This window comes from Amycolatopsis sp. NPDC051045, from assembly GCF_040682955.1.
Classification (GTDB): domain Bacteria; phylum Actinomycetota; class Actinomycetes; order Mycobacteriales; family Pseudonocardiaceae; genus Amycolatopsis.
Genome location: NZ_JBFBCC010000024.1, coordinates 92,654 through 117,881, shown reverse-complemented (window position 1 = coordinate 117,881; position 25,228 = coordinate 92,654). Strand labels below are relative to the sequence as shown.

Sequence of the window (25,228 nt, the reverse complement as noted above, 5' to 3'; positions counted from 1 at the left end):
CATTCACCCAGCTCGCCTGCGCGGTGATCTGCTACCGCCGGGCTATCAAGCTGGACCTGCTCACCCACAACAACCCCAAATGAGACGTGGTCTAAACTCTTGCCATGTTCGAGTACCACGGGTGGATAACGCTTCGCCCGACTGCTGAAGTGCTTGACGACGAACCGCCCCTCCGTCTCGGCGAGATCCAGGCTCTGGCTGAGGAGTTCGCTGACTACGCACTGATGGATCTTCGGCCGATGAATGGCACGTACCACCTCCACCTCGGTGGGAACCCGAATCACCGCGGGCAGCATGGTGAAGCGGTAGTCGATTTGTTCGCCAAGGTCGGGCAGCTCGCCCCGGGGTCATACGGGCTGCTGTACGTCCACGACGCTGCGCCAGACCTCCCTGGTCGCGACGAAACCGCTGGCCAGGTGCATGGAGGGGAGTCCGCAGGAGACGCTCTCGAGCGCTCGGCTGTCGGTAGTCATAACTCGATTGCCCAACGGGCTCTGCGGCCAGCTTGCCGAGCCCGACTTCGCGTTGACAATCACCGGTGCGCACGTCGTTGCTTGACCTGCAATGGCTGCTGGAAGCAAAGCGCCTCGCGGATACTTGAGACTGGGCAGCAGGACCGGGTCCGGCCAGACTCTGGAATTGGGGGACTTCGCCGTCGCCCATGCGAAGTTGGAGGACACCTACCTCGACGCTGGCCAGGTCGGTTCTCGCTGGGCCGCCGTCTGCCGGGCGAACCTCGCGATGCTCGGCGTGCGCGACGGTGATTTCCGCCGGGCGAAGCGCTGGCTCACGCCGCCGAACAGTCAGGACGTCAATACCGTCGACGTGCTCATGGCTTCGGTTCGCGCCGCGCTGGCCAAGCCGGATGCGGACTCCACGAGGATCGCCGCGGTGGCGGCGTGGCAGCAACGGGTGGTGGCGCAGTACGTATCGCAGGTCGGTGCGGGTTCTCCGGCCGCTCTCGTCGCCACGGCCGCGATCGAGACGAACGAGATCCAGGCCGCGCTCGCCGCGGGCCTCACGGCCGACGCCACGCGGATCCTCGAACGCCTCGAGCTCACGGTGCAACGGCTCTCCGCGGCGTTGGGTATGAAAAACCAGCAGACGCTGGCAGTCCGACTGAACTTCGCGGCCGCTGGCTTCAGTTTGGCCAGGGCGCGGAGAGACGTCTCCGAGCTGATGCGCGCAACCAGCGTGTTGCGCGGGTCGACGGTGAACCTCGAGAACGAGCTGGGGGCGGAGCATCCCCAGGTCCTAGTTGCCCGCGTCAATCTTGCCGCGGCGGAATTTGAAGCGGCTCGCTGGACGAAGTCCACCTCGGCCGCGCGCACGGCGTTTCAAAGCATGCGCGCCGCTGCCGACGCAATCACAGCCGCGCTCGGCGAACGCCATCCGCAGTGTGTCGTGGCTCTGGTTAACACGGCGACGGCGGGCTTCGAACTCGCGCGGGCAGGCAGCGGAGAGGTGACGCCCGAAGCCGCGCTAAAATCGCTGGAAACGGCTCATCTGCGTGCCGAGGCTGTGCTCGGCGGCGGCCAGAACACCACCCGAGTGCTATACCACGAGCTCATGTTGTGCAGACAGTGGGTGTTCGGCGAGGACGACGAAGAAAGCGCCGGCGAAGGCGCCGTGCGTACGCGGAACCGCACGGATACACAGGACAGCTACTCCAGGCCGGGACTGTTCGACCAGGAGTACCTTTCGATCGACCATGCTGGCGAGCTCCTCCGGCGTCCTCGCTCGCGTGCGGTGGCTGTTGAAGACCGGCCGTTGCCAAAAGAATACCCAGGACCGGAACCAACTCCGGGTGACCCGCAGCCAGAAGGCTGGACAGACCCAGACGATCCTGAAGGCCCCGCGTACCGAATCAATCCATAGGTCAGGATCAGGATCAGGAGCTGCCGCGGCTGTCCCGGTCGGCGAATCGAGGCGGGAGCGCCAGCCGGTGCAGGGCTTCGGCGACGTTGAGGTGAACCGGCAGGGCCTGCTGCAGACCGAGGGCGGTGATCGGCCGTAGGAGAGCGCGCCGTCGCCCTGCCACGGCGAAGGGCACCCACGCCACAGCGGCGTCGGCAACGGTATCGATCAGTATCGTCAGCACGCGGGCGGCGCAGAACTCCACGTGCGAGGTATCGCAGACCAGCGCCGCTGGTCGCCGGCGCAGTTCCTCGGCGAACAGCGCGGCGAGCTGGTCGGTGACGGTGAGATCGAGCTCGCCTGCCGCGGTGACCACACTCGCCTCGGCACTCCGGGCCACCGACAACGACGCCGTTGGCCGGCGTCGCGGGTCTCGCGGCCGGGGTACCGATATCGACGACATGAGCATGGCCTCCTCGAACAAACCGTGAGACCTCACCGTCGCTGCACCAGTCCAGCCGCACGCCGCCCGGCGGGGCTGGCGAATTGCGGCGCGACGGCTCCTGAGCTGAACCGCTGCACTGCGACGGTACAACCGATGAGCAGACGACCCAGCACCTCGCGGCCTCATCCCGCTCAACGGAATCGCGTGCACCAGCACGCTTCGCTTCCCAGCAGACCGGCTACAAGCCGGTCCAGCCGTCGGTCTCGGCGGCAAACATACTCAACTTTCCTTTCAAAGCCATAACTCCCTACCGAGGACCAGCCGATCGTGTGGTTTCGGCGGCGAACGGTCACCGCCTGCGCATGGTTGTCCAAGCGCCCGACCGAAATCCGCCCGCCGCGCCGACTCCCGCCGCTCGACCGAGTACGCCCATTGCATTCCGCTGTTCGCCGAACGGGAACGTCTTCCCGAGCAGGACTCCCGACGCAGCGAACTGAGTCTGCGGTTGATCACCGAGTACCTGCCGCTGGCCGCGCACATCGCGGCGCTTCAGCGGCCGCGGAGAGCCGTTCGACGATTTGCTGCAGGTCGCGCGGGCCGGCCTGATCCACGCTGTCGACCGCTATGCCCCTGAACACCGCGCCGGCTTCCTGTCCTTCGCCGTGCCGACCATCCTGAGCGAGGTCCGCCGCAGCCCATCCAGGAGCCTGTTTTTGCAGGTCACAGGTGGTGCCCCCGGAGAGATTCGAACTCTCACTGGACGGGTTTTGACTCCGTCGTAGCTGGTGTCGAACTTTGGCGACGCGCCCAGTGAACCTGCAGTTCAGGACACCTTTCGGCGTACCGATCGCCGCTCGTTGGTCTGGCGTGACACCTGTAGACCTTGAATAGACCGCAGTAGGAGCATGCAGGTCCGCTGTAGCACGTGGACGCTTCAATCCGACTGAGTCTGTATGATGGAACAACCGTCTGAGCACAAGCGGCCCAGCGGCGAACGTCAAAGCCTCGCGCCGTCACCTGCCGTCGAGCCGCCGGACTGGAGCTACGTGGTAACACTGGTCATTCGGACGACCAATGATCACCACCTTCAACCGCCGCTCGAGCTCCCGGAGGGCATTACCGCGACGATCGATGGGGCGGAAGTCGTACTGGAGGTACCCGCACGTGCGCCGGACGCCTCGACGGCGCTGCGTACCGGTGAGGACGCGGCCTTGGACTTGATGATGACCCTTGCCGCGACATTCAGCGGCTACGAGTTCATCAGGGACCCACGTCAGCAGGTGCGCCGCACGGACGCTGTCTACCAGGCCGACGGCCCGCCGCCTCCGTTCGACGTGGTCGGCGGCGGTGTGACTGAGGCCGGAGCCGAAATGTTTGACCCCACCGGCGAACTGCGCAGGGCTGGACGGGTCGTCAACATGCACGGAGCTGCGACTGTCACTCACCCGCCGGCTGAAGACGTTCGCCGGTACGCGGGCCGGCGGGCGTGGCCGCCTCGGTTGCGCAACGGGCTGCGCCTGTTTCACGCAGCGCAGAATGCCAGCGACGAGGTCGTCAAGTTCACGCTTATCGCAGCTGCGTTGGAGGTACTCGTTGACGCCGACGAGACCTCGCTGCTCGACCGGCTGAGCAAAGGAGCGCGTCGACGCCTCCGTGCCAACCTGGAAGGGGTGTTCGAGACCTTCGGTCTGACCAAGTCTGAGCGCGAGCGGCTGCGAAACAGGGTTGACCACACCCAAGCGAAGGGCAGTTTCGAGGCGATACGTGACTATCTCGCCTTGCACGACGTCCGCATCGAAGAAGGTGATGTGCGATGGTGGGCGCAGCAGCGTGGGAAGTTCCTGCATGAGGGCGCGTTCCTCGATGAGCCCGGGCGCCGCCATCGATTAGAGCACGCGGTGAGTGCTTGCCTGATCACCGAACTCGAACGCTACGCACCGGGGGTCCCTTGACCCCTGGACTTTGCGGTGTGCGTGAGCTGTGAAAACAGCGTTACGGGCACCCGCGCGATCCACGCGCCTGATCGAAGTTCTCCAATACCCGGCGCCCGGTAGGGCTGCATGCTATAGGTACAGGCGTGACCAAACCCCGAACTGGTTCAGGAAGGCTGACGAAAGTTCCTCGGCCAAGGACTGAGCAACCTCAGGCGCGTCATTCGGATGAATCTCAGTCGTCCAGGGCTGGATGCGGGCGCGGCGCGCGTGATGTCGAACGGATCGCAAGACGACCGATGTCGTCGCGATCGGCGCACACGTATCGCTCTTCGGAGTTCGGACGCGCGCCGATCCCCGCATGGACGCCGATCGGCGAATCGTGGTGCAGATGGTGGGCCAATGCATGGGCCAGACTGATGGCCTCACCAGCCGCGATGTCCACGACCTCGGCGTTGACCACGTGGTCGTGGTCGGACGGCTCGTCCAAGGTCCTAGTGCTGACGTTCACTCCGAACGTGAAGGCGCCATCGTGTCCAAGCTGAACGTAAACCGCGCCTGCTCTGGTCGGCCGATTCAGGGTGCCGGTCCACGTGCTCCGGGTGATTGCCGGCCACGGGTCGCTCAGCACGACCCAGCGGTATCTCCACCCGAACCTCGCCTCGATCCGCGAACGCCGGCGACCTACTGAGCGCACAGTTGTCCGCGCCGCGGTCGAAGAACGGTCCGCGGCTGCGCGTCGTGTAAGAGGGTTCCGCTCTCGGCAGGCTACTGATCTGGGTGCTTCTTGAATTCCTTGAGACGGGATCCAGGCCAACTAAACTGGCAATTGTCCATGTTCGCTAGTGCGAACAAAAACTGCTGGTGTTGGAGTAGGCCCGCGCGAAGCTCTTCTTGATCGACCCCGAGCCGGAGCAAAACGGCAATCCACAACACCCACTCAGTTGAAACGGCTAGCTGATAGTAGTTGTCGTTTCGCTCCAGGTGATTCGGAATTTCTTTGTCGAATCGGTGCGCCTCAAGATTGCGGGCCGAAACCACCTCGCTGATCCACTTGGCTCGATCGTGACCAATTAGTCCCGGGGCTATGGATTCGATTGGTGGAAGCAGTTCATTGAGGCGTTCATTGAATGTCGGCTCGTTGAGATGTTCAAAACTTGCACGCATGCGCTTTGTAAAGGACTCGATGTGTTCATTGCTGAGTGCGCCTAATTTAATTGCTTTCGAAGCGGCGGCGACAGCAGCATGTTTCGCTATCTTCTCGGTCTGTCCGTTGCTGAGGGTGGGGAATGGCTTTGTTTTCCCGCGGCGACGGTGTAGTCCTTCGAGGGAGCTTGCGTTTGCTAGTAGTGCAGATTCGAGTGTCATCTTGTCGAGTTTGTGCTTGCTGGCAATGTCCGAAACTGGAGCAAGGGACTCGAATGCGACCAGCGCCTCCGCTGCAAGGGGAAGGGTGAGGCGATGTGGTTTGAGGAGTGTCTGATGGGGTGCGAAGTGTGATCTACTGCTTCTGGAGTTGATAAGTTCGGCCCATGGCCCCCCTGGTTCGAGAGAGAGCTGAATACGCCTGCCGTCGGAGACGTTTTGATCGGTCCACAATCGAAGTAGGGTTAGAATCCTGTTCCAAAATCGCCGATCCCAGTCCTCGGTTACGAGTCCGGGATGGTCAATAGTTGACAGTTTAACCCATCCGAAGTTGCCATCAAGTTTGCTTGTCAGCTCACCTTTTAGTTCATGTAGATCTACCTCGATTGGTTCGGTGTAAGCGAAGATGCCGCCCCATTGATGGGGCATGGGGACGGTTACGCGTGCCGATCGAAATTTTGTTTCTGCCGTGGGGACGCGCGCTCCGACGAGTGCCCGTGTTGCTTCGAGGGTCTGCCTGTCAGGTTCGGGGAAGACGTCGGCGAGTCTTGCGTCTAGCAGCGTGATGATCCGTCCGTCGGATAATGTTCCGAGTAGTGGGACGGGGTTGTAATCTGCCACAATATCGCGGGGATTTCCGCTAATATCTATCGCTATCCAATCTGCGCCCATGCGCGTGGGAAACGACTGCGGTTGACGCGCGATACCGGCCAGGGTGACTCGGAAAACGCCGTCGGCGGACGAGATGGTGCCAGCAATGGGCGATTCCTCGTCAAGCCAAAAGGTGCCGGCCATGTTGTCGAATACTGGATCCGCCACGTTGTCGATCACTCTTGTGAACCTCCCCGTACCTAGCTTGAGGTGTCATGCTACGGGGACTGGTCGACGCATGATGGATGCACGATCTGAAGGGCAGGCGGGCGTACCCGGTTCAGGTGTGCCGGACGATGGTGCGTCACGGTTCGCTCAGCGCCATGCAGTGCGAAGCCCACCCGGAGCCTCTTCAAGCCGAGGTGCCGACGACTTTCTGAGCGCGCACCTCGTCTGCCCCGAACGGGTCCACGGGTGGTCCACGCCGCGGGGCGGGCGTTGATCAACAGGGGGAGTGCGAGTCAGATGCGACAAGGGCCCGTGAGCTGCGGTTATGCTGCTCACGGGCCCTGCAAGTCTGTCCGTCGGGCTGACAGGATTCGAACCTGCGACCCCTTGACTCCCAGTATCTGAGCTTGCGGCTGTCCCGTCGATCGCCGGCACGGAGGCTTGATCAGCGCATCACTGCGCGCCGCACGGTTTCGCGCAGCAGGGTGCGGCGTTTGTCGTGGTGGTCCGGGGGTTCGTTCGCTGTCGCCGGGTAGACGTTGCCCGGACGGTCCCGAACACGGCCGGCCGGGTCGAGCCGGGCACCTACGTGGCCGGGTGGATCAAGCGCGGCCCGAGCGGTGGGATCGGCGCGAAAGAAGGCGTGTGCCTGTGAGACGGTCGGGGCGTTGCTCGAGGACGCCGTCGCCGGCCGGTTGCGGGCCCGCGCACCGCGGCGCGGGGCGGGCGAAGCTGTTCGGCCGCGCTTGACCCGTCAGAGCCGGTGGCTGGTGTGGGTGAACTCCACAGCGGACAGCATCGACGTCTCCGAGGGGGTCGTCCGCTGCCGGCCGAAGACCAGGACCTTCGCCGGTTCGACGGCGAAGACAGCGACGTCGTCGTGGCCGCCCTGCCGGAACCCGTTGTCGGTCGCCTCGTAAACCCAGCTGCCGTCCCACTTCCGCAGCCACGCCGCGGCGAGCCGGTCGAGCGTCGGGCGGTCCGTGACGCGGCGGGCCACGCCCTCGACGACCACGTCGAGGGCGTCGTCCCAGGCGTTGCGACCCGTGGTCAGCACGACGTTCGGGTTCGCCGTGAGGTTGAGGTACTTCTGTTCGGTGGCGCCGGTGCTGAAGTGGACCGCCCCGTCCAGCCACACCGCGACCAGCGGTGTCACGTGCGGCCGGCCGTCGGCACGGACGGTCGTGAGCCAGCTGATCTGGGCCTCTTCCAGCGCCCGCGTGGTTTCGGCCCAGCCGGTGGCCTCGGTGCCGGGATCGCTGAACCGTTCGTCGAGCCGGGTTTCCATCGTCACTCCGTTCGGTCGGCCCCGGATGCCGCGTAGGCGGCGTCGAGGCGCTCGGCGACGGTCGGGCCGTCCGGCGCCTCCCCGCGGCGGGTGCCGAGGTGAGTCTCGCGCAGTTCGTCCATGAAGGCTTCCCACAGCGGCGGACCACCGGCGGTGAGCACTTCCGCGCGGGCCGCGTAGGCGTCGGCCACGGGCAGGTGCCGCACCCCCCAGGCGCTGAGCTGCACGAGCACCGGGACGAGGTCGATCGCACGTTCGGTCAGGCTGTAGGTGACCTTCTGCTTGTGCGACGCGTCCCCGGCCCGGGTGAGCAGCCCGTGCTCGACGAGCGTGGCCAGCCGGTCGGCCAGCACGTTCGACGAGATCCGTTCCTCACCGCCGAGCAGCTCCCGGAAGTGCCGCGCCCCGCCGAAAACGACGTCACGCAGGACGAGCAGCGTCCACCGGTCGCCGAAGACCTCCAGCGACAGGTTGATCGGACACTGCGACCGGGCTTCCTTCACCGCTCTCACCTCGAAACTGGTTGCGTTACGAGAGCAGTATTACCCCGGAACGGCCGGTGGTAAACCGGGAGCGGTCAGCCGTCCAGCCGGTGCAGGAGGGCGGCGGCCAGCGCCGTACGTTCCAGCATCCCGTCGACGCTGATGTGCTCGTGCCGGACGTGTGCGCCGTCGCCGACTGCGCCGAAGCCGTCCAGCACCGGGTGGCCCAGCGCGGCCACGAACGTCGAGGAACTCCCGGAGCCGCACCGGCTCGCCGATCGCGGCTGGTAGAGCTACCTCGGTCGATCGAGAGGCCCCGTGAACGGTGAAGGGGCCCAGACGAACACCGGGTCGAAGCCCCATTGCCGCCACGCTCTCCGCGTACTGCGTGGAGACCTTCGGCAAGGCCGATGACAACCGGCTGAACCGGTGCAAGCCTTTCCGGACCGCCGGGCAACCGCGGGGGCCTTCCTGGCGTGCTGGAGGCATGACGTCGTCGAGGTCCTGGCTGCCCGAGGCGGCCTTGTTGTGGCTTCCCCTATTGGTGCTGGTCGGTGGGATCGCGGTGGTGTGGACCGGCGTTTCCATGGCCGCGGATGTGAACCGGTCGGCGGGGCTCTTCCCGGGGCGGGTCGTCACGACCGGGGCGCGGGGGCACCAGACCGCGGACGTCGAGTACACCGGACCCGACGGGGTGAGGAGGACGGAGACCTTCGAGCACCACCAGGGGCGTGTGATCGTCCCGGGGCGCCGGGTGCAGGTCCGGGTGTGGCCGGACGAACGGCGCGCGGAACTCGACGGTGGGGACAAGCACACCGTGCCGATCGTGTATGGCAGCCTGCTGACCCTGCTCGGCGCGGGCGCCACCGTCCTGCTGTTCATGTGGCACCACGGCCGGAGGATGGAGAAGTCCCGGGCGCGGTTCGAGAAGTGGTATTTGTGGTGTTGGTGGTGGCTGTCTCGCTGGCAGTGACGTCCCGCGACCCGGTGCGCAGGGCGACCACGGTGACTGGGTGGGCGTCGACCGGGTCGGTCTTACGGCCCTGGCCGGTGGCGAACACCCGCACCCGCACCGAGAGTTTCGCCGGCACATCGAGCACGGTCTCGCCGTCGGCGACCAAGCGCTGGACCCGTCGGCGGCGAGAACGAACCGTCCTCGCCGCCGACGGAAGCGGTCTTCTCTTGTTCACGCGGGGTCTTGGACCGCGAGCGGTGAAATCCCATCACCGGACGCTGGATCCTCTTCCGGAACTGACGGGGTCGGTTCGGCACCGAGCCCCTCGGTGGCGCGCGCGATTCTTCGTCACGCGAAGCCGACCAGCCATTTCTGCGCGTCGGTGGTGTTGCACTGCCACAGCTGCATGGCCAGGCCCGGCGTCGGCTGGTTGTTCGGCACGTCGATGCAGAAGTTGGTGTCCCGGAACCCCACTCTCGACATCAGCGTTACGAGGTCGGGCAGCGATCTGCTGCTCTTCCACTGGTCGTTGCTGATCGCCGCGCACTGGTTCTGCAGGAGGCGCGCGCCGTTGAAAGCGCCGTCGAAGGCGTCGAAGCACAGGTGGCTCGCCTCGTTCGCGAACTGCCACCGGTTGGTTCCCCCGAACCCTTGGGGGAACCAGCGCTGCACGGCACTCCCGTTGCACGGCACCTGCACGATCGGCGCGAACAGGTCGAGGGAGCCTCCCTCGGGTTGCAGGCAGAAGCCGTTGCCGGCGTTCCTGATCGGATGCGGGTCGGCGGCGTGCGCGACTCCCGCGCCCAGCACGCTCATGCCGACGGCCAGCAGGCCCGCCGACATCACCGCGACCACTTTGCTGCGAATTTTCACTTTGCTCCCTCTTCCCGGTCGACACCAGAGCGAGGCGGTGGCGGCCTCCCGCCGGCCTCCCGCGTATCGTCCGGCCCGCCGTCGACAACCGGTCGACAATCCGTCGACACAGCTCCGGAACGCCCGCCGGTGGCGGGTTCAGCTCGGACCTGAGGTCGGCGGGCCGCCACCCAGCACCATCGGACTCGTCGGCACCCGCCCCGGCACGTCGTTGACGGTGGGGGAGCTGGCCGCGCACCTGAACGTTTCCCCGCGCACCTTGGCCCGGCGCTTCGCCGACCGGCTGGGGACGAGCCCGGGCGCCTGGCTGCCGGCCCGCCGGGTGGCGGCGGCCCGCACGCTGCTGGAGGGGACGGACCGCCCGGTCGAGGCCGTCGCGGCCCGCGTCGGTCTCGCCTCGGCGGTCAACCTGCGCCGCCGCTTCCGCGAGCGGGTGGGCGCCTGCCGGCGGGCGTTGCGGCGTCAGACGTATTCGGAGATCTCTACGCCGTAGGTGCCCGGCTCCAGCGCCTCGAAGAGGTGCGGCACGTCGCCGGGGTAGCAGATGTAGTCCCCGGGCAGGAGCTCCTGCGGGTCGTCCATGACGCCGATGCGGGCCCGGCCCGCGCACAGCACGATGTGCTCGACCACCCCGGTCATGTGCGGGTCGGAGCGCCGGGGCGTGCCCGGCTCGCCGCGGACGACGTAGATGTCGCGACGGGCACCGGTGGGACAGGCCGACAGCAGCGTGCACGCGTAGTCCGCGTGTTCGGCGAACACCGTCGGCCCCTTGCCCGCGCGGACCACCCGGACCTTCGGCCGATCCGGCTCGACCAGCCGGGAGAACGGCACGTCGAGGGCGACGCCGAGCGCCCACAGCGTCTCGACGCTCGGGTTGCCGGTGCCCGACTCCAGCTGCGACAGCGTCGACTTGGCCAGGCCGGCGCGCCGCGCTACCTCGGTCAGCGACAGCCCCGCCCGGGTCCGTTCGCGGCGCAGCGAGGCCGCGATGATCTCCAGCGGCGCCCCGGTGCCTTCCTGAGCCATACTGTTCGCTCCATCGGTCTGTTTGTTCGCCTTGACGAACGCAGGGTCTGGCGTTCACTATAAAACACATGCGTTCGATATGGCGAACACTCGATCGGGGTCTCGCCCGTGACATCGGCCTGGTCTGTCTCGCCGATTGTCTCGTGGGGGTTTCCTACGGCGCCATCGCGGTGAGCTCCGGCTTCCCGCTGTGGCTGCCGATGCTGATGTCGCTGCTCGTCTTCGCCGGCGCGTCGCAGTTCATGTTCCTCGGGATTGTGGCCGCGGGCGGCAACCCGTTCGCCGCCGTGCTGGCCGGGTTGCTGGCCAACGCGCGGCACCTGCCGTTCGGCTTCGCGGTCGGCGACGCCGTGGGACGGCGCTGGGGTGCCCGGCTGTTCGGCAGCCACCTGATGAGCGACGAGACGGTGGCGTTCGCGATGGCCCAGGACGAAGCCCCGCGCCGCCGCGCGGCCTACTGGGCCTGCGGGCTGGGGATCTTCGTCTTCTGGAACACCGGCGTGCTGGTCGGCGCGTACGCCGGGACGGCGATCAGTGACACGGACGCGTTCGGCCTGGACGCCGCCTTCCCCGCGGTGCTGCTGGCGCTGGTGCTGCCCTCCCTGCGCGACAAGGCGGCCCGGCTTCCGGTGCTGATCGGGGTGCTGGTCGCGCTGGCCGCGACGCCGTTCCTGCCGGCCGGGCTGCCGGTGCTGCTCGCCCTGGCCGGGGTGCTCGCCGGCGTCGCCGCGAAGGAACCCGAACCGCAGGAGGCGCGCTGATGGACGGCATGGAACTGCTGATCGCGACCGCGGTGCTGGCGGGCGGCACGTTCGCCTTCCGGTTCGCCGGGCCGGTGCTGCGCAGCCGGGTGAAGCTGTCGCCGAAGGCGGAACGGCTGATGGCGCTGGCGGCGGTCGTGCTGCTGGCGGCGCTGGTCGCGGTCAGCGCGTTGACCGAAGGGCACGGCTTCGCGGGGATCGCCCGGCCGGCCGGGGTGCTGGTCGCCGGGGTGCTGGCCTGGCGGAAGGCGCCGTTCGCGCTGGTGGTCGTGGCGGCCGCGGCGACGGCGGCCCTGCTGAGGCTGGCCGGCGTCCCCTGAGTCCCGGTCCGGTGGTGGGGGCACGGGAAGAGCAACCACGGCGCTGCGGAGCCGGGCTGACCTGCCGGGAAGGCGGGGACCCGGGGCGTCTAGGCTGGTGGGAAGGTCTTTCGGGAGGTCGGGTGTCGTCGGAGCCGGTGATCGGTGTGCTCGCCATGCAGGGTGCCGTGCGCGAGCACGTCGCGATGCTGGCCGAAGCGGGCGCGCGGGCCGTGCCCGTGCGCCGCGCCGCCGAGCTGTCCGAAGTGGACGGTCTGGTGCTCCCCGGCGGCGAGTCGACCACGATGTCGCGGCTGCTGGAGAGCTTCGAGCTGCTCGAGCCGCTGCGCGCGCGGATCGCCGACGGCATGCCCGCCTTCGGCTCGTGCGCCGGGATGATCCTGCTGGCGCGGCAGACCCTCGACGGGCGGCCGGACCAGCAGCAGCTCGACGGGCTCGACGTCGTGGTCCGGCGCAACGCCTTCGGCAGGCAGGTCGACTCGTTCGAGGCGGACCTCGACTTCGCCGGCGTCGACAGCGGCAACGTGCGCGCGGTCTTCATCCGGGCGCCGTGGGTCGAGAAGGCCGGTGCCGGCGTCGAAGTGCTGGCCACGGTCAGCGGCGTGCCCGGCGTGGACGAGGAAACCGCTAGGATCGTCGCGGTCCGGCAAGGGGCGGTGCTGGCGACCGCGTTCCACCCGGAACTCACGCCCGACGTGCGGGTGCACCGGCTGTTCGTCGACCTGGTGCGCAAGGCTGCCTGAGACGCGGTGCCCGGCCGGGGTACGGAACAGATGGAGGAGAGATGAGCGGCCACTCCAAGTGGGCCACCACGAAACACAAGAAGGCCAACCTCGACGCGAAGCGCGGCAAGCTCTTCGCGCGGTTGATCAAGAACATCGAGGTGGCCGCGCGGACCGGCACCGGTGGTGGCGACCCGGATGGCAACCCCACGCTCTACGACGCCATCCAGAAGGCGAAGAAGAACTCGGTCCCGCAGGACAACATCGAACGCGCCCGCAAGCGCGGCGCCGGTGAAGAGGCCGGTGGCGCCGACTGGCAGACCATCACCTACGAAGGCTACGGCCCGAACGGCGTCGCCGTCCTGATCGAATGCCTCACCGACAACCGCAACCGCGCGGCGTCGGAGGTCCGCACCGCGCTGACCCGCAACGGCGGCTCGCTCGCCGACCCGGGCTCGGTGGCCTACCTGTTCAACCGCAAGGGCGTCGTCCTGATGCCCAAAGACGCCGCCGCGGAAGACGACGTCCTGACGGCGGTCCTCGACGCGGGCGCCGAAGAGGTCAACGACCTCGGCGAGAACTTCGAAATCGTGTCCGAGGCGACGGACCTGGTCCCGGTCCGCAAGGCCCTGCAGGACGCCGGCTTCGAATACGAGTCGGCCGACCTGACGTTCCTGCCCTCGGTGAGCGTCCCGCTCGACGCCGACGGCGCGAAGAAGGTCTTCAAGCTGATCGACGCCCTCGAAGATTGTGACGACGTCCAGAACGTCTACGCGAATTTCGATATTTCCGACGAGGTGCTCGCCGAAGTAGGCTGAGTTTTTCCCTGTCTCGCAAGGCTTTCCCGCCCGGGCCGGAAAATTCACCGGCCCGGGCCCTGGGCTCCGGCGCGCTCGTCAGGCAGAATGTGCGCCGTGACCTCGACGACCCCCGCCGCCGCCTCCGCCGACATCACCGCCGAACTGTCCGCGGAAGAACTGCGCCTGATCGAATGGATCGAGGGGCAGGCCAAGGAACGCGGCAACGCCGTCATCAACGTCGCCGCTGACGACGAAGGCGCCGGCTACTGCTTCACCGCCTGTGCGTGGGCGCTGCACCACGTGCCGGAGGCCGTCGTGGTGGGCCTGCCCGAACAGATGGGGCCCGTCCTGCTCGACGCCTACGTCGACCGGGCCGCCAACGGCGAGATCTTCGAGGTCGGCCAGCGCTACGACGACTTCTTCGAGGGCGTTCCGGTGGTGCTCGAGCGGGTCGACAAGGGGCACTACCCCGAGTACTTCGGCACGGCGTTCCTCATCTACCCGGACGGCGACTTCCCGGCCCTGCAGCTGATCGTCGCCACGCCCGAGGGCAAGTTCCCCTGGCACCCGGACGCGCCCGAGGGCTTCGCGCAGTGGCAGCCGGTGCTGACCGGCAGCGGCCACCCCGAAAGCTGGACCCCCGGCGTCGACGGCCCCTAGAACTTCCGCAGGTCGGCGGCCGCTTCCGGATAGCGTAAAGCCAGTTCCGAAGCGGCCGCGAACTCCACGCAACCGTCCGTGTACGGCGGGATGACGACGGTCCCCAGCAGGCTCCACGCGCCGCGCGTGACAGTGGCCTGCCAGGTGCCCGCGGGCACGACGACCTGCGGGCGTTCGCCGGCGGCGACGTCGGTGCCCAGCACCGGCCGCTCGACCGAGCCGTCCGGGTGCAGCAGGAGCATGGCCGCGGGCGCACCCGCGTGGTGGGCGTAGACCTCGACCCGGTCGAGGCGGTGCGGCGCGGAGAACTCCGGCGCGACGAGCAGGTAGTAGATCGCCGAGCCGGTCCCGGACCGCCAGCTCTGCGCCCACCGCCCCCCTTCGACGGGCAACGGCTGAAGTCCCAGGTGGGTGACGAAATCCGACGGCTCCGGCATGTCACCCATCCTGCCGCAGACGCGCCCAGTAGCCTGCAAGCTCGAACTGATGTTCGCGGCGGGAGGAATGCGGGTGCGGGTGCTCGGGGTCGACCCCGGTCTGACCAGGTGCGGCCTGGGGGTGGTCGACGGCGGCAAGGGCCGGGCCGTCCGCTGCGTCGCCGTCGACGTCGTGCGGACGCCGGCGGACGCCGATCTGGCACACCGCCTGCTCGGCATCTCCGACGAGGTCGAGCGGTGGCTGGACAAGTACAAGCCGGCCGCGGTGGCGGTCGAGCGCGTCTTCGCCCAGCACAACGTCCGGACGGCGATGGGCACCGCGCAGGCCGGTGGCGTGGTCGCGCTCGCCGCCGCGCGCCGGGGACTGCCCGTCGTGTTCCACACCCCCAGCGAGGTCAAAGCCGCCGTCAGCGGATCGGGCCGGGCGGACAAGGCGCAGGTTACCGCCATGGTGATGCGCCTGCTCAACCTCGAAGTCGCGCCGCACCCCGCCGACGCCGCCGACGCGCTCGCGCTGGCCATCTGCCACCTCTGGCGGGAGCCGATGCGGGCCCGGCTCGCCGAGGCCGAGGCCCGCGCGGCGGAACTGGCCCGCACCCACAAGGCCCGCCTCGCCGCCGCCGCGAAACAAGCCAAGAACCCAGGAGCAGCACGATGATCTCGTCGGTACGCGGAGAAGTCCTCTCGGTCGGCCTGGACCACGTCGTGGTCGAGGTCGGCGGGGTCGGCCTCGCCGTGCAGGCCACTCCGGCGACGCTGGCGACCCTGCGCCGCGGCGAAGAGGTCCGGCTGCACACCGCGCTGGTCGTGCGCGAGGACTCGCTGACGTTGTTCGGCTTCGCCGACGCCGACGCGCGGGAGCTGTTCGGGCTGCTGCAGACCGTGTCCGGGATCGGCCCGCGGCTGGCGCTGGCCACCCTCGCCGTGCTCGACCCCGGCAAGCTGCGGGCCGCGCTGGTGGAAGGCAACATCACCGTGCTCACCTCGGTGCCCGGCATCGGCCGCAAGGGCGCCGAACGGCTCACCCTCGAACTGCGCGACAAGGTCACCGCCCTCGGCGGTGCGGGTGACGCACCCGCCGTCGCCGCCCCCGGTGCCCTGCGCGCCGAGGTCGTCGAAGCGCTGGCGGGGCTCGGGTTCCCGGCCAAGCAGGCCGAGCAGGCCGTGGACAAGGTCCTCGCCGACGGCGACGGCCACACCACCGCCGGCGTGCTGCGCGCCGCGCTGGCCACCCTCGGCCGCAAGCGGTAGGCGCGGGCATGGAGTATGAGGCCGTGAGCGACGAAGAGGACGACGCCCTCTCGGCGTGGTCCCAGACCGGCGAGGAGAACGTCGAGGGCACGCTGCGGCCCCGCAAGCTCGACGAGTTCGTCGGCCAGCCGCGCGTGCGCGAACAGCTGGAGCTGGTGCTGGAGAGCGCGCGCCGCCGCGGCGTGCCGCCCGACCACGTCCTGCTGTCCGGCCCGCCCGGGCTCGGCAAGACGTCGATGGCGATGATCGTCGCGGCCGAGCTGGGCGCGGCCATCCGGATCACCTCCGGCCCGGCGCTCGAGCGCGCCGGCGACCTCGCCGCGATGCTGTCCAACCTCACGCCCGGCGACGTCCTGTTCATCGACGAGATCCACCGGATCGCCCGCCCCGCCGAGGAGATGCTCTACCTGGCGATGGAGGACTTCCGGGTCGACGTCGTGGTCGGCAAGGGTCCGGGCGCCACCAGCATCCCGCTGGAGATCGCGCCGTTCACGCTGGTCGGGGCGACCACCCGGTCCGGCTCGCTGACCGGCCCCCTGCGCGACCGCTTCGGCTTCACCGGCCAGATGGAGTTCTACACCGACGCCGAGCTGGAGCTGGTCGTCCGCCGGGCCGCGACGATCCTGGACGTCCCGATCGACCGCGACGGCTGCGCGGAGATCGCGGGCCGTTCGCGGGGCACGCCCCGGATCGCGAACCGGCTGCTGCGGCGCGTCCGCGACTACGCCGAGGTTCGCGCCGACGGCAAGGTGACCCGCGAGGTCGCGCGCGCCGCGCTGGCCGTCTACGACGTCGACGAGCTGGGCCTGGACCGGCTCGACCGGGCCGTGCTCACGGCGCTGACCAGGTCCTTCGGCGGCGGGCCGGTGGGCATCTCGACGCTGGCGGTGGCCGTGGGGGAGGAGTCGACCACCGTGGAAGAGGTGTGTGAGCCGTACCTCGTCCGCGCCGGTATGCTCGCCCGCACCCCGCGTGGCCGGGTCGCCACCGCGGCGGCGTGGGAACACCTCGGCATGGTGCCGCCCGCCGACCTCCCGGGGCGCCCCGAGCAGGGCGGACCGACGCTCTTCGCGCACGACTGAGCGGCCGGTAACAGCGGGTGGGTGCTGGCGTCCGCGCTGGTACCTGGCACACTCGACCAGAGCACATACCCAAAAACCGGACATTTCGGCTGGGCCCGGGTGTCCGTCGAACGGAGAATCATGCAACAGCTATTGCTGCCCCTGCTGCTCGTGCTCGTCCTCGCTGTACCGCTGGTGATGAGCACGCGCAAGCAGAAGAAGCAGCAGGCCGCGCAGCAGGAACTGCAGAGCAGCCTGGCGCCCGGTGACCGCGTGATGACCACGTCCGGTCTGTACGGCACCGTCGCCGACACCTCCGGCGACAACACGATCGACATCGAGATCGCACCGGGTGTCGTCACCACCTGGCTGCGGCTGGCGGTCCGCGAGAAGGTCGAGCCGGTCGTGGAGACCGAGGAGGACTCCGCCGACGAGGTGGAGACCGCCACCGAGGAGCCGGCGATCATCGAGTCGACCTCCGGCATCAAGACCGAGGAGCCGCCGACCACCGCACAGGTGGCGCCGCCGCTGGAGCACGGCAAGAAGTAAGCCCTCCGCGGCACCCCTGGGCGGGCCGGGAAACCCGACGAAAGTCGGTACGGCCTCGCACGCCGGGCTCACGCAGCACCGAGTAGTGTCTCGGTGCTGCGTGCGTGTCCGCCGTCATACCCGCGCCCGGGAGTGAATCGCACACGGTCGGTGAATGCACACAGTCCCTCCCGGTAACCCTCCGGGCGGGCACCGCAACGTTGGGGTCCACCCCGTCCGAGGAGACCGAAGCACCGTGGCAGCTTCAGCCGGGCATCTCCGCCCGGGACGCTATCTCGCCCTGTTCGCCCTGATCGTGATCGTCTTGTACGCGCTGGTGTTCCTCACCGGCAACCACAAGCCGACCCCGAAGCTGGGCATCGACCTGCAGGGCGGTACCCGGGTCACGCTCACCGCCCGCACCCCCGACGGCGGCCAGCCGACCCGGGAGTCCCTGAACCAGGCCCGCCAGATCATCGAACGGCGCGTCAACGGGATCGGCGTCAGTGGCACCGAGGTCCTCCTCGACGGCAACAACGTCGTGATCACCGTTCCCGGTGAGCAGGGTGACCAGGCGAAGAACCTGGGCAAGACCGCGAAGCTGGGCTTCCGGAAGGTCGTCGCGAACGCCACCCAGCCGGTGGTGCCGCCGCAGACTTCGACCCCGCCCACCGCGACCCCGCCGACTTCCGGCGCCCCGAGCTCGGGCGCGCCGAGCGCGCCTGCGTCTTCGGGTGCCCCGACGAGCAAGGCGGCCGGTGGCGGCGCGCCGGGTGCCGCGCCCGCGCAGCAGCAGAGCACCACGCCGGCCCCGCCGAGCAGCAGCACCCCGCCGCCGCCCGCGTCCACCCCGGCGCCGGCCCCGTCCGACGGCTCGGTCGACGCGCAGACCGCGCAGCAGATCCAGGCCGCCAAGGCGGTCCGGCAGGACCCGAAGCTGATCGGCGCCGACGGCCAGCCGAACCAGGAGCTCGTCGCCAAGGCGATGGCCACGCTGACCTGCGCGCCGAACGCCAAGGACCCCCTCGAGGGCAACGACGACCCGAAGCTGCCGCTGGTCGCCTGCGGTGACCACGACACGTACAAGTACCTGCTGGAGCCGGAGTTCCTGCCGGGCACCGAGATCGCCGACTCGACCTCGGGCTACGACCAGCAGCGCGGCCAGTGGGTGGTGAACCTCAGCTTCAAGAGCGCGGGCACCAAGACCTGGGCGGACTTCACCTCGAAGAACACCGGCCAGCAGGCCGCGTTCGTGCTCGACACGCAGGTCGTGTCCGCGCCGAACATCCAGGTGGCCATCCTCGACGGCAACACCCAGATCACCGGCAAGTTCACCCAGGCCGAAGCGAAGAACCTCTCGGACGTCCTCAAGTACGGCTCGCTGCCGCTGTCGTTCGCGTCCTCGGACGCGACCACGGTGTCGGCCACCCTCGGCCTGGCGTCGCTGGAGGCCGGTCTGATCGCCGGCGGCATCGGCCTGCTGGTGGTCTTCGTCTACTGCCTGTTCTACTACCGGCTGCTCGGCGTGCTGACCATCCTCTCGCTGGCCCTGTCCGGCTCGCTGGTGTTCGCGGTGCTGGTGCTGCTCGGCCGCTGGATCGGCTACACGCTGGACCTCGCGGGCATCGCCGGCCTGATCATCGCCATCGGCATCACGGCGGACTCGTTCGTCATCTACTTCGAACGACTGAAAGACGAGATCCGGGAAGGCAGGACGTTCCGGTCCGCGGTGCCACGCGGCTGGGTCCGCGCCCGGCGCACCATCCTGGCCTCGGACGGCGTGAGCTTCTTGGCCGCGGCGATCCTGTACGTCATCGCGGTCGGCGACGTCCAGGGCTTCGCGTTCACCCTCGGCATGTCCACGGTGCTCGACCTGGTGGTCGTGTACCTGGTGACGCACCCGCTGGTGGCCATGGTGTCCACGTCCAAGAACGCGTTCCTGTCCAATCCGAGGCATCTGGGCCTCGGCGCCGTGCAGCAACTGGGTTCGCAGCGGAAGAAGGCGGCTTCGGTCGGCCGCGCGAACGTGAAGGAGGCCTGACGTGGGGGTCGAAGAACTGGGCAGGGACGCCGAAGGCAACGCCAAGGTGGCGGCGAAGCCCGGCAAGAAGGAAAGCGTCTTCCACCGGCTGTACGTGGGTACCGGCGCGTTCGACGTCGTCGGCAAGCGCAAGCGCTGGTACATCTTCTTCGGGGCACTGGTGCTGGTGTGCCTCGGCTCGATGATCATCCGCGGCTTCAACCTCGGCATCGAGTTCGAGGGCGGCACGCAGCTCCAGATGCCGGCCAACGGCATCCACGGCGTGATCACCGAGGAGCAGGCCAAGGAGTCGTTCCAGAAGGCCCTCGGCCACCCGGCCGCGGAGGCGCAGAAGGTCGGCTCGGGCGCCGCGTCGACCATCCAGATCCGCACCGAAACGCTGAACGCGGCCGACGTCGCCAAGCTCAAGCAGGGCCTGTTCGAGGACCTGGGCCCGAAGGGCACGAACGGCCAGCCCGGCGTCCAGGCCATCAGCGACAGCGCGGTGAGCGCGTCCTGGGGCGGCGAGATCTCGCAGAAGGCACTGCTCGCGCTCGCGGTGTTCCTCGTCGCGGTGGTCATCTTCCTGGCGATCTACTTCGACGCGCGGATGGCCGTGGCGGCGTTGATCTCGCTGCTGCACGACATCCTGGTCACCGCGGGCGTGTACTCGCTGGTCGGCTTCGAGGTCACCCCGGCGACCGTGATCGGCCTGCTGACCATCCTCGGGTTCTCGCTGTACGACACGGTGGTGGTGTTCGACAAGGTCCGCGAGAACACGCGCGGGCTGCTCGGGCTGACCCGCCGCACGTACGGCGAGGCCGCGAACCTCGCGCTGAACCAGACGCTGATGCGATCGTTCAACACGGCGTTCATCGCGCTGCTGCCGATCCTCGGCCTGCTGGTCGTCGGGTACGTGCTGCTCGGCTCCGGCACGCTGCAGGACCTGGCGCTGGTGCAGCTGACCGGCACCCTGGTCGGCGTGCTGTCGTCGGTCGCGCTGGCGACGCCGCTGCTGGTCGACCTCAAGATGCGCGACCCGAAGTACCGGCAGCAGGCCGATCGGGTCCACCAGCGCCGCGTCAGCCAGGAACGCAAGGCGGCGGGCGGGGACTTCGACGCCTCGGACGACGACGCCCTCGCGAAGGAACTGCGCAAGGAGAAGGCGTACGCGGCCGCGGCCAGCGTCCCGGCCCGGATCCAGAAGCAGCGCCCGGCCGGGAAGCGGAAGCGCTGACGTGCACCTCGACGACGCCCTCGGCCTGATCGCCGAGGTGCCGGACTTCCCCGAGCCCGGCGTGCTGTTCCGCGACCTGAGCCCGCTCTTCGCGGACGCGGGTGCGTTCAAAGCGGTGATCGACGCGCTGGCGGGCACCCTCGACCCGGGAGTCGAGGCGCTCGCCGGCGTGGAGGCCCGCGGGTTCCTCCTCGCCGCGGCCGTCGGGTACGCCCGCGGCCTCGGCGTGGTGCTGATCCGCAAGCCCGGCAAGCTGCCGCAGGTGGCGGGCCGCGTCGACTACGCCCTGGAGTACGGCACGGCGACGGTGGAGCTGCCGGCCGGCGTGGTGCAGCCGGGCCGGCGGATCGCGATCCTCGACGACGTCCTGGCCACGGGCGGCACGGTCGCGGCCACGGGCAAGCTCCTGGAGGACGCGGGTGCGGTGGTCGACAGCGTGTCGGTGGTCCTGGAACTGGCCGCCCTCGGCGGCCGCCAGGTCCTGGGCGACCGCAAGATCCACGCCCTGCAGGTCTGCTGAACTCGTCACCCGCGTGATTCCCGCCGGAACTCACGTGATTGAAGCCGGAACTCGCGAGTTCCGGCTTCAATCACGTCAGTGACGGGCCGAATCACGCGAGTTACGGCCTGGATCACGCCGGAATCCGGTGAACCGGCTGGTCGGGGCCTCGGTATCCCCCTGAACGGGCGCACCCGACAGGGTTACGAGGCGCAACGGCTACCCTGGTGGTCCGAAGGCCGCACGAGCAGCAGGAGGTGCGGGTGAGCCAGGAGCTCGACGCCGCGGTGCCCGCGAAGCAGGGCCCCCAGCAGAACGGGCAGGCGGTGGCACAGCCCGCGCCGCCCAAGCCGAACGGCGCGGCGCCGAACCCGTCCGCGACCCGGCGCGTCCGGGCGCGCCTCGCCCGGCGGATCACCGCGCAGCGCGCCGCCCCGGTCAAGCAGGTCCTCGAACCCCTGGCCGTCATCCACCGCGAGCTCCACCCGAACGCCGACCTCGGGCTGCTCCAGCGCGCCTACGACGTCGCCGAGGAACTGCACCGCAACCAGCGGCGCAAGTCCGGCGACCCGTACATCACCCACCCGCTCGCCGTCGCCACCATCCTCGCCGAGCTGGGCATGGACACCACGACCCTGGTCGCGGCGCTGCTGCACGACACGGTCGAGGACACCGGTTACGCCGTCGAGAGCCTGAAAGCCGACTTCGGCGAGAAGGTCGCCGAGCTGGTCGACGGCGTCACGAAGCTGGACAAGGTGCAGCTCGGCTCGTCGGCCGAGGCCGAGACCATCCGCAAGATGGTCATCGCGATGGCCAAGGACCCCCGGGTGCTGGTCATCAAGCTCGCCGACCGGCTGCACAACATGCGTACCATGCGCTTCCTGCCGCCGGAGAAGCAGGCCCGCAAGGCCCGCGAGACCCTCGAGGTCCTCGCGCCGCTGGCCCACCGGCTCGGCATGGCCACGGTGAAGTGGGAGCTGGAGGACCTCGCGTTCGCCATCCTGCAGCCCAAGAAGTACGACGAGATCGTGCGGCTGGTCGCCGATCGCGCGCCTTCGCGGGACATCTACCTGCGGACGGTGATCACGGACCTGACCAGCAACCTGGTCTCCTCGCGGATCACCGCGAAGGTCGAGGGCCGCCCGAAGCACTACTACTCGATCCACCAGAAGATGATCGTCCGCGGGCGCGACCTGGACGACATCCACGACCTGGTCGGCGTGCGGATCCTGGTCGAGGACGTCCGCGACTGCTACGCGGCGATGGGTGTGGTGCACGCGCTGTGGCAGCCGGTACCCGGCCGGTTCAAGGACTACATCGCGCAGCCGCGGTTCGGCGTTTACCAGTCGCTGCACACCACGGTGATCGGTCCCGACGGCAAGCCCCTCGAGGTGCAGATCCGCACCTACGAGATGCACCGCACCGCCGAGTACGGCATCGCCGCGCACTGGCGGTACAAGGAGACCAAGGGCACCCACGCCGGCAACGCCATGGACGTCGACGAGATGGCGTGGATGCGGCAGCTCCTCGACTGGCAGCGGGAAGCGGCGGACCCGGGCGACTTCCTCGAGTCGTTGCGCTACGAGCTGGCCTCGCGCGAGATCTTCGTGTTCACGCCGAAGGGTGACGTGATCACGCTGCCGGTGGAATCCACGCCGGTCGACTTCGCCTACGCCGTGCACACCGAGGTCGGGCACCGGTGCATCGGTGCCCGCGTCAACGGCCGGCTGGTCGCTCTCGAACGCAAGCTGGAGAACGGCGAAGTCGTCGAGATCTTCACTTCGAAGGCGGAGAACGCCGGGCCGTCGCGGGACTGGCTGCAGTTCGCCGGGTCGCCGAAGGCGCGGGCCAAGATCCGGCAGTGGTTCGCCAAGGAACGCCGCGACGAGGCGATCGAAGGCGGCAAGGAAGCCATCACCAAGGAGATCCGCAAGGTCGGCCTGCCGATCCAGCGGCTGGTCTCCGCGGAGTCCATGGGTGCGGTGGCCACCGAGCTGCGCCACGCCGACATCTCGTCGCTGTACGCGGCGGTCGGCGAAAGCCACACCAGCGCGAAGCACGTCGTGCAGCGGCTGGTGGCGCTGATCGGCGGGGTCGACGCGGCCGAGGAGGAGCTCGCCGAGCGGGCGACGCCGTCCACGGTCACCCGGCGTCGTGGTTCCAACGACGTCGGCGTGGTGGTCAAGGGCGCCAGCGACGTCTGGGCGAAGCTCGCCCGCTGCTGCACCCCGGTGCCGGGTGACGAGATCCTCGGCTTCGTGACCCGCGGCGGTGGCGTTTCGGTGCACCGCACCGACTGCACGAACGCCGGTGACCTGCACTCCCAGCCCGAGCGGCTGGTCGAGGTCGAGTGGGCGCCCTCGGCGTCGTCGGTGTTCCTGGTGGCCATCCAGGTCGAGGCGCTCGACCGGCACCGTCTGCTCTCGGACGTCACCAAGGTACTGGCCGACGAGAAGGTCAACATCCTCTCGGCGTCGGTGACCACGTCCCGGGACCGGGTCGCGGTCAGCCGGTTCTCGTTCGAGATGGGCGACACGAAGCACCTCGGCCACGTCCTGAAGGTGGTCCGCGGCGTGGAAGGCGTCTACGACGTCTACCGCGTGACGTCGGCTTCCTGAGGCTGCCACGACCCGTCGACCGCGATGCCGGCGGCCGCGGCGATCCGGTCGCGGGATTCGAGCAGCCGCGCGCGGAGGGCCGGGAGGTCCAGGCCGAGCAGCCGGCCGTGGCGCTTGACCGCGCGGCCGGCGACGAAGACGCTGTCGACGAGACCGGGATGGCCGGCGGTGACGATCGTGCCGGCCGGGTCGCCGACCGGGAAGACCGAGGGGTCTTCGGCGTCGAGCAGGACCAGGTCGGCGTCCTTGCCGACGGTGATGCTGCCCGTCCGGGCGGCGAGCCCGCAGGTCCGGGCGCCGTCGATGGTCGCGAACCCGAGGATGTCCCGCGTCGTGAGGCCGCGCTCCACCGCGATCGCCGTGCGCATGGCGCCGAACATGTCGCCGCCGGCGGACGGGCAGTCGTCGACCGACAGCGACGGGCGGATCCCGGCCGCCAGCGCCCGGCCGGTGATGGGCGGCGCGAAGCCCATCTTCAGCTCGACGTCCGGGCTGATCGACACCGAGCCGCCCGCGTCGGCCAGCATCGCCAGCTGGTCGTCGGAGAGGCCGTTGCCGTGCACGACGGTCGTGCGGTCGTCGAGCAGCCCGCGCTCGTGCATCTCCGCGATCGGCCGGTCGCCCCGCGGCCAGCCACCGGTGCCGTGGACGTGCACGCTCACCGCGAGCCCCAGTTCCCGTGCCAGTGCGACATCCGCTGCCGTCTCGTCCATTGTGGACAGAAACGGGCCACGCAGGCCCAGTGCCATGTCGTCGCCCGGCAGCACGGCCCGCACCCGCCGGATCTCCGGCGCGATGTCCGGGCCCGCGGCGCCGTAGCAGAAGATCGAGCGGCCGGGGGCCTCGCGCAGTGCCTGGATCGCGGCGTCGGCGTTCTCCGGGCGGTCGGCGCAGTGGAACCAGTCCAGCATGGTCGTGACGCCGGAGGCGAGTGCCTCGATCCGGCCGAGCAGGTTGCCGAGGTACACGTCTTCCGGCCGGTAGTGCGGCCGGAGCGTCCCGTGCATGGCGACGCGGTACTGGCCGAACGTCCAGCCGGCGCCGAGGCCGCGGAACGCGGTCTGCCAGGTGTGCCGGTGGGTGTCCACGAAGCCCGGCAGCACGATCTTGCCCGAGGCGTCGACGACCTCGGCCCCGGGAGCGTCGATGCCCGGGGCGACCGCGGCGATCCGGCCGTCCTCGATGAGCACGTCACCGCGCGGGAGATCCCCGGCCGCCGGATCCATGCTGACCACCATGCCGCCGCGAACGAGGGTGTTCATGGGTGCCCTTT

The 25,228-nt window shown here is 69.0% G+C and carries 25 protein-coding genes and 5 pseudogenes; 20 read left to right on the top strand and 10 right to left on the bottom strand.

Annotated features, from left to right (window positions below; all coding sequences use genetic code 11):
- Window positions 1–104: 104 nt before the first annotated feature.
- Both AB0M80_RS37270 and AB0M80_RS37265 read left to right on the top strand, forming a co-directional pair.
- Window positions 105–317 (top strand): annotated as a pseudogene (locus AB0M80_RS37270) (Imm7 family immunity protein); the annotation flags it as partial.
- A gap of 322 nt (window positions 318–639) precedes the next feature.
- Window positions 640–1,878, top strand: coding sequence for a hypothetical protein (locus tag AB0M80_RS37265; protein WP_364574341.1), 1,239 nt, complete (start codon window positions 640–642; stop codon window positions 1,876–1,878).
- Window positions 1,879–1,891: 13 nt separating this feature from the next.
- On the opposite strand, the gene AB0M80_RS37260 is transcribed toward AB0M80_RS37265, so the two are convergent.
- Window positions 1,892–2,341 carry an STAS domain-containing protein gene (locus AB0M80_RS37260; RefSeq protein ID WP_364574337.1) on the bottom strand — a complete coding sequence of 150 codons (450 nt, stop codon included), beginning with the start codon at window positions 2,339–2,341 and terminating at the stop codon, window positions 1,892–1,894.
- 403 nt (window positions 2,342–2,744) lie between these two features.
- Here AB0M80_RS37260 and AB0M80_RS37255 point away from each other — a divergent pair.
- Together AB0M80_RS37255 and AB0M80_RS37250 are read left to right on the top strand one after the other, a co-directional pair.
- Window positions 2,745–2,994, top strand: a pseudogene (locus AB0M80_RS37255) (sigma factor); the annotation flags it as partial.
- Between the two features lie 261 nt (window positions 2,995–3,255).
- The gene (locus tag AB0M80_RS37250; RefSeq protein WP_364574335.1) at window positions 3,256–4,254 is read left to right on the top strand and encodes a hypothetical protein; all 999 of its coding nucleotides are present in this window, start codon (window positions 3,256–3,258) and stop codon (window positions 4,252–4,254) included.
- 214 nt (window positions 4,255–4,468) lie between these two features.
- Here the strand turns inward: AB0M80_RS37250 and AB0M80_RS37245 are convergent, their stop codons facing one another.
- On the bottom strand, window positions 4,469–4,723 hold the full coding sequence (locus AB0M80_RS37245) for a hypothetical protein (RefSeq protein ID WP_364574333.1): 255 nt from the start codon (window positions 4,721–4,723) through the stop codon (window positions 4,469–4,471).
- Between the two features lie 278 nt (window positions 4,724–5,001).
- Entirely contained in the window at window positions 5,002–6,429 is a 1,428-nt protein-coding gene (locus AB0M80_RS37240; protein WP_364574331.1) for a HEPN domain-containing protein, read from the bottom strand.
- A 535-nt stretch (window positions 6,430–6,964) separates the two neighbouring features.
- Between AB0M80_RS37240 and AB0M80_RS37235 the strand changes: the two are divergent.
- A pseudogene (locus AB0M80_RS37235) lies at window positions 6,965–7,139 on the top strand (ferredoxin-NADP reductase); the annotation flags it as partial.
- 32 nt (window positions 7,140–7,171) lie between these two features.
- Here AB0M80_RS37235 and AB0M80_RS37230 read toward each other — a convergent pair.
- The 3 genes and pseudogenes from AB0M80_RS37230 to AB0M80_RS37220 all read right to left on the bottom strand — a co-directional run.
- A complete protein-coding gene (locus tag AB0M80_RS37230; protein WP_364574329.1) occupies window positions 7,172–7,705 on the bottom strand; it encodes a pyridoxamine 5'-phosphate oxidase family protein in 534 nt (177 codons plus the stop codon).
- A 2-nt stretch (window positions 7,706–7,707) separates the two neighbouring features.
- Window positions 7,708–8,208, bottom strand: coding sequence for a helix-turn-helix domain-containing protein (locus AB0M80_RS37225; RefSeq protein ID WP_364574327.1), 501 nt, complete (start codon window positions 8,206–8,208; stop codon window positions 7,708–7,710).
- Between the two features lie 74 nt (window positions 8,209–8,282).
- Window positions 8,283–8,429: pseudogene (locus tag AB0M80_RS37220) on the bottom strand (M20 family peptidase); the annotation flags it as partial.
- Between the two features lie 245 nt (window positions 8,430–8,674).
- Between AB0M80_RS37220 and AB0M80_RS37215 the strand changes: the two are divergent.
- Entirely contained in the window at window positions 8,675–9,160 is a 486-nt protein-coding gene (locus AB0M80_RS37215) for a hypothetical protein (protein WP_364574325.1), read from the top strand.
- 330 nt (window positions 9,161–9,490) lie between these two features.
- Here AB0M80_RS37215 and AB0M80_RS37210 read toward each other — a convergent pair whose 3' ends face one another.
- A complete protein-coding gene (locus tag AB0M80_RS37210; protein ID WP_364574323.1) occupies window positions 9,491–10,015 on the bottom strand; it encodes an RICIN domain-containing protein in 525 nt (174 codons plus the stop codon).
- A gap of 190 nt (window positions 10,016–10,205) precedes the next feature.
- Between AB0M80_RS37210 and AB0M80_RS37205 the strand changes: the two are divergent.
- Window positions 10,206–10,508 (top strand): annotated as a pseudogene (locus AB0M80_RS37205) (helix-turn-helix domain-containing protein); the annotation flags it as partial.
- On the opposite strand, the gene AB0M80_RS37200 reads toward AB0M80_RS37205, so the two are convergent.
- Window positions 10,478–11,041, bottom strand: a complete 564-nt coding sequence (locus AB0M80_RS37200; protein WP_364574321.1) for an XRE family transcriptional regulator — start codon at window positions 11,039–11,041, stop codon at window positions 10,478–10,480. The pseudogene AB0M80_RS37205 and the gene AB0M80_RS37200 overlap by 31 nt on opposite strands.
- Before the next feature lie 68 nt (window positions 11,042–11,109).
- Here AB0M80_RS37200 and AB0M80_RS37195 point away from each other — a divergent pair, with 68 nt between their 5' ends.
- The 5 genes from AB0M80_RS37195 to AB0M80_RS37175 all read left to right on the top strand — a co-directional run bounded on the left by AB0M80_RS37195 (window position 11,110) and on the right by AB0M80_RS37175 (window position 14,304).
- Entirely contained in the window at window positions 11,110–11,802 is a 693-nt protein-coding gene (locus tag AB0M80_RS37195; RefSeq protein ID WP_364574320.1) for an AzlC family ABC transporter permease, read from the top strand.
- Entirely contained in the window at window positions 11,802–12,122 is a 321-nt protein-coding gene (locus AB0M80_RS37190; RefSeq protein ID WP_364574319.1) for an AzlD domain-containing protein, read from the top strand. Before AB0M80_RS37195 ends, AB0M80_RS37190 begins: the two co-directional genes overlap by 1 nt.
- A 122-nt stretch (window positions 12,123–12,244) precedes the next feature.
- On the top strand, window positions 12,245–12,865 hold the full coding sequence (pdxT, locus tag AB0M80_RS37185) for a pyridoxal 5'-phosphate synthase glutaminase subunit PdxT (RefSeq protein ID WP_364574318.1): 621 nt from the start codon (window positions 12,245–12,247) through the stop codon (window positions 12,863–12,865).
- 41 nt (window positions 12,866–12,906) lie between these two features.
- On the top strand, window positions 12,907–13,662 hold the full coding sequence (locus AB0M80_RS37180; RefSeq protein ID WP_364574316.1) for a YebC/PmpR family DNA-binding transcriptional regulator: 756 nt from the start codon (window positions 12,907–12,909) through the stop codon (window positions 13,660–13,662).
- A gap of 87 nt (window positions 13,663–13,749) precedes the next feature.
- The gene (locus AB0M80_RS37175; RefSeq protein ID WP_364574314.1) at window positions 13,750–14,304 is read left to right on the top strand and encodes a DUF4262 domain-containing protein; all 555 of its coding nucleotides are present in this window, start codon (window positions 13,750–13,752) and stop codon (window positions 14,302–14,304) included.
- Here the strand turns inward: AB0M80_RS37175 and AB0M80_RS37170 are convergent.
- On the bottom strand, window positions 14,301–14,741 hold the full coding sequence (locus AB0M80_RS37170; protein WP_364574312.1) for a cupin domain-containing protein: 441 nt from the start codon (window positions 14,739–14,741) through the stop codon (window positions 14,301–14,303). The genes AB0M80_RS37175 and AB0M80_RS37170 overlap by 4 nt on opposite strands.
- A 73-nt stretch (window positions 14,742–14,814) precedes the next feature.
- Between AB0M80_RS37170 and ruvC the strand changes: the two genes are divergently transcribed.
- The 8 genes from ruvC (at window position 14,815) to AB0M80_RS37130 (ending at window position 23,955) form a co-directional block, all read left to right on the top strand.
- Window positions 14,815–15,399: a crossover junction endodeoxyribonuclease RuvC gene (gene ruvC, locus AB0M80_RS37165; RefSeq protein WP_364574351.1), complete on the top strand. Its 585-nt coding sequence runs from the start codon at window positions 14,815–14,817 to the stop codon at window positions 15,397–15,399.
- On the top strand, window positions 15,396–15,992 hold the full coding sequence (ruvA, locus tag AB0M80_RS37160; RefSeq protein WP_364574310.1) for a Holliday junction branch migration protein RuvA: 597 nt from the start codon (window positions 15,396–15,398) through the stop codon (window positions 15,990–15,992). The genes ruvC and ruvA overlap by 4 nt, the downstream gene beginning before the upstream one ends.
- Before the next feature lie 8 nt (window positions 15,993–16,000).
- On the top strand, window positions 16,001–17,074 hold the full coding sequence (gene ruvB / locus AB0M80_RS37155) for a Holliday junction branch migration DNA helicase RuvB (RefSeq protein ID WP_364574308.1): 1,074 nt from the start codon (window positions 16,001–16,003) through the stop codon (window positions 17,072–17,074).
- A gap of 120 nt (window positions 17,075–17,194) precedes the next feature.
- The gene (gene yajC / locus AB0M80_RS37150) at window positions 17,195–17,602 is read left to right on the top strand and encodes a preprotein translocase subunit YajC (RefSeq protein WP_364574306.1); all 408 of its coding nucleotides are present in this window, start codon (window positions 17,195–17,197) and stop codon (window positions 17,600–17,602) included.
- Between the two features lie 235 nt (window positions 17,603–17,837).
- The gene (gene secD, locus AB0M80_RS37145) at window positions 17,838–19,622 is read left to right on the top strand and encodes a protein translocase subunit SecD (protein WP_364574304.1); all 1,785 of its coding nucleotides are present in this window, start codon (window positions 17,838–17,840) and stop codon (window positions 19,620–19,622) included.
- A gap of 1 nt (window position 19,623) precedes the next feature.
- Entirely contained in the window at window positions 19,624–20,838 is a 1,215-nt protein-coding gene (secF, locus tag AB0M80_RS37140) for a protein translocase subunit SecF (protein ID WP_364574302.1), read from the top strand.
- A 1-nt stretch (window position 20,839) separates the two neighbouring features.
- The gene (locus AB0M80_RS37135) at window positions 20,840–21,358 is read left to right on the top strand and encodes an adenine phosphoribosyltransferase (RefSeq protein WP_364574300.1); all 519 of its coding nucleotides are present in this window, start codon (window positions 20,840–20,842) and stop codon (window positions 21,356–21,358) included.
- Window positions 21,359–21,663: 305 nt separating this feature from the next.
- Entirely contained in the window at window positions 21,664–23,955 is a 2,292-nt protein-coding gene (locus AB0M80_RS37130; RefSeq protein WP_364574349.1) for a bifunctional (p)ppGpp synthetase/guanosine-3',5'-bis(diphosphate) 3'-pyrophosphohydrolase, read from the top strand.
- Here AB0M80_RS37130 and AB0M80_RS37125 read toward each other — a convergent pair.
- Entirely contained in the window at window positions 23,931–25,217 is a 1,287-nt protein-coding gene (locus tag AB0M80_RS37125; RefSeq protein WP_364574298.1) for an amidohydrolase family protein, read from the bottom strand. The genes AB0M80_RS37130 and AB0M80_RS37125 overlap by 25 nt on opposite strands.
- Window positions 25,218–25,228: the final 11 nt, after the last annotated feature.

Coding starts and splice junctions, on each gene's coding strand:
- ruvA (WP_364574310.1), top strand. CDS start 15,396: ATGATCTCGTCGGTACGCGGAGAAGTCCTCTCGGTCGGCCTGGACCAC.
- AB0M80_RS37180 (WP_364574316.1), top strand. CDS start 12,907: ATGAGCGGCCACTCCAAGTGGGCCACCACGAAACACAAGAAGGCCAAC.
- AB0M80_RS37190 (WP_364574319.1), top strand. CDS start 11,802: ATGGACGGCATGGAACTGCTGATCGCGACCGCGGTGCTGGCGGGCGGC.
- AB0M80_RS37230 (WP_364574329.1), bottom strand. CDS start 7,705: ATGGAAACCCGGCTCGACGAACGGTTCAGCGATCCCGGCACCGAGGCC.
- AB0M80_RS37195 (WP_364574320.1), top strand. CDS start 11,110: ATGCGTTCGATATGGCGAACACTCGATCGGGGTCTCGCCCGTGACATC.
- AB0M80_RS37125 (WP_364574298.1), bottom strand. CDS start 25,217: ATGAACACCCTCGTTCGCGGCGGCATGGTGGTCAGCATGGATCCGGCG.
- AB0M80_RS37170 (WP_364574312.1), bottom strand. CDS start 14,741: ATGCCGGAGCCGTCGGATTTCGTCACCCACCTGGGACTTCAGCCGTTG.
- AB0M80_RS37175 (WP_364574314.1), top strand. CDS start 13,750: ATGTGCGCCGTGACCTCGACGACCCCCGCCGCCGCCTCCGCCGACATC.
- yajC (WP_364574306.1), top strand. CDS start 17,195: ATGCAACAGCTATTGCTGCCCCTGCTGCTCGTGCTCGTCCTCGCTGTA.
- AB0M80_RS37250 (WP_364574335.1), top strand. CDS start 3,256: ATGATGGAACAACCGTCTGAGCACAAGCGGCCCAGCGGCGAACGTCAA.
- AB0M80_RS37215 (WP_364574325.1), top strand. CDS start 8,675: ATGACGTCGTCGAGGTCCTGGCTGCCCGAGGCGGCCTTGTTGTGGCTT.
- ruvB (WP_364574308.1), top strand. CDS start 16,001: ATGGAGTATGAGGCCGTGAGCGACGAAGAGGACGACGCCCTCTCGGCG.
- AB0M80_RS37200 (WP_364574321.1), bottom strand. CDS start 11,041: ATGGCTCAGGAAGGCACCGGGGCGCCGCTGGAGATCATCGCGGCCTCG.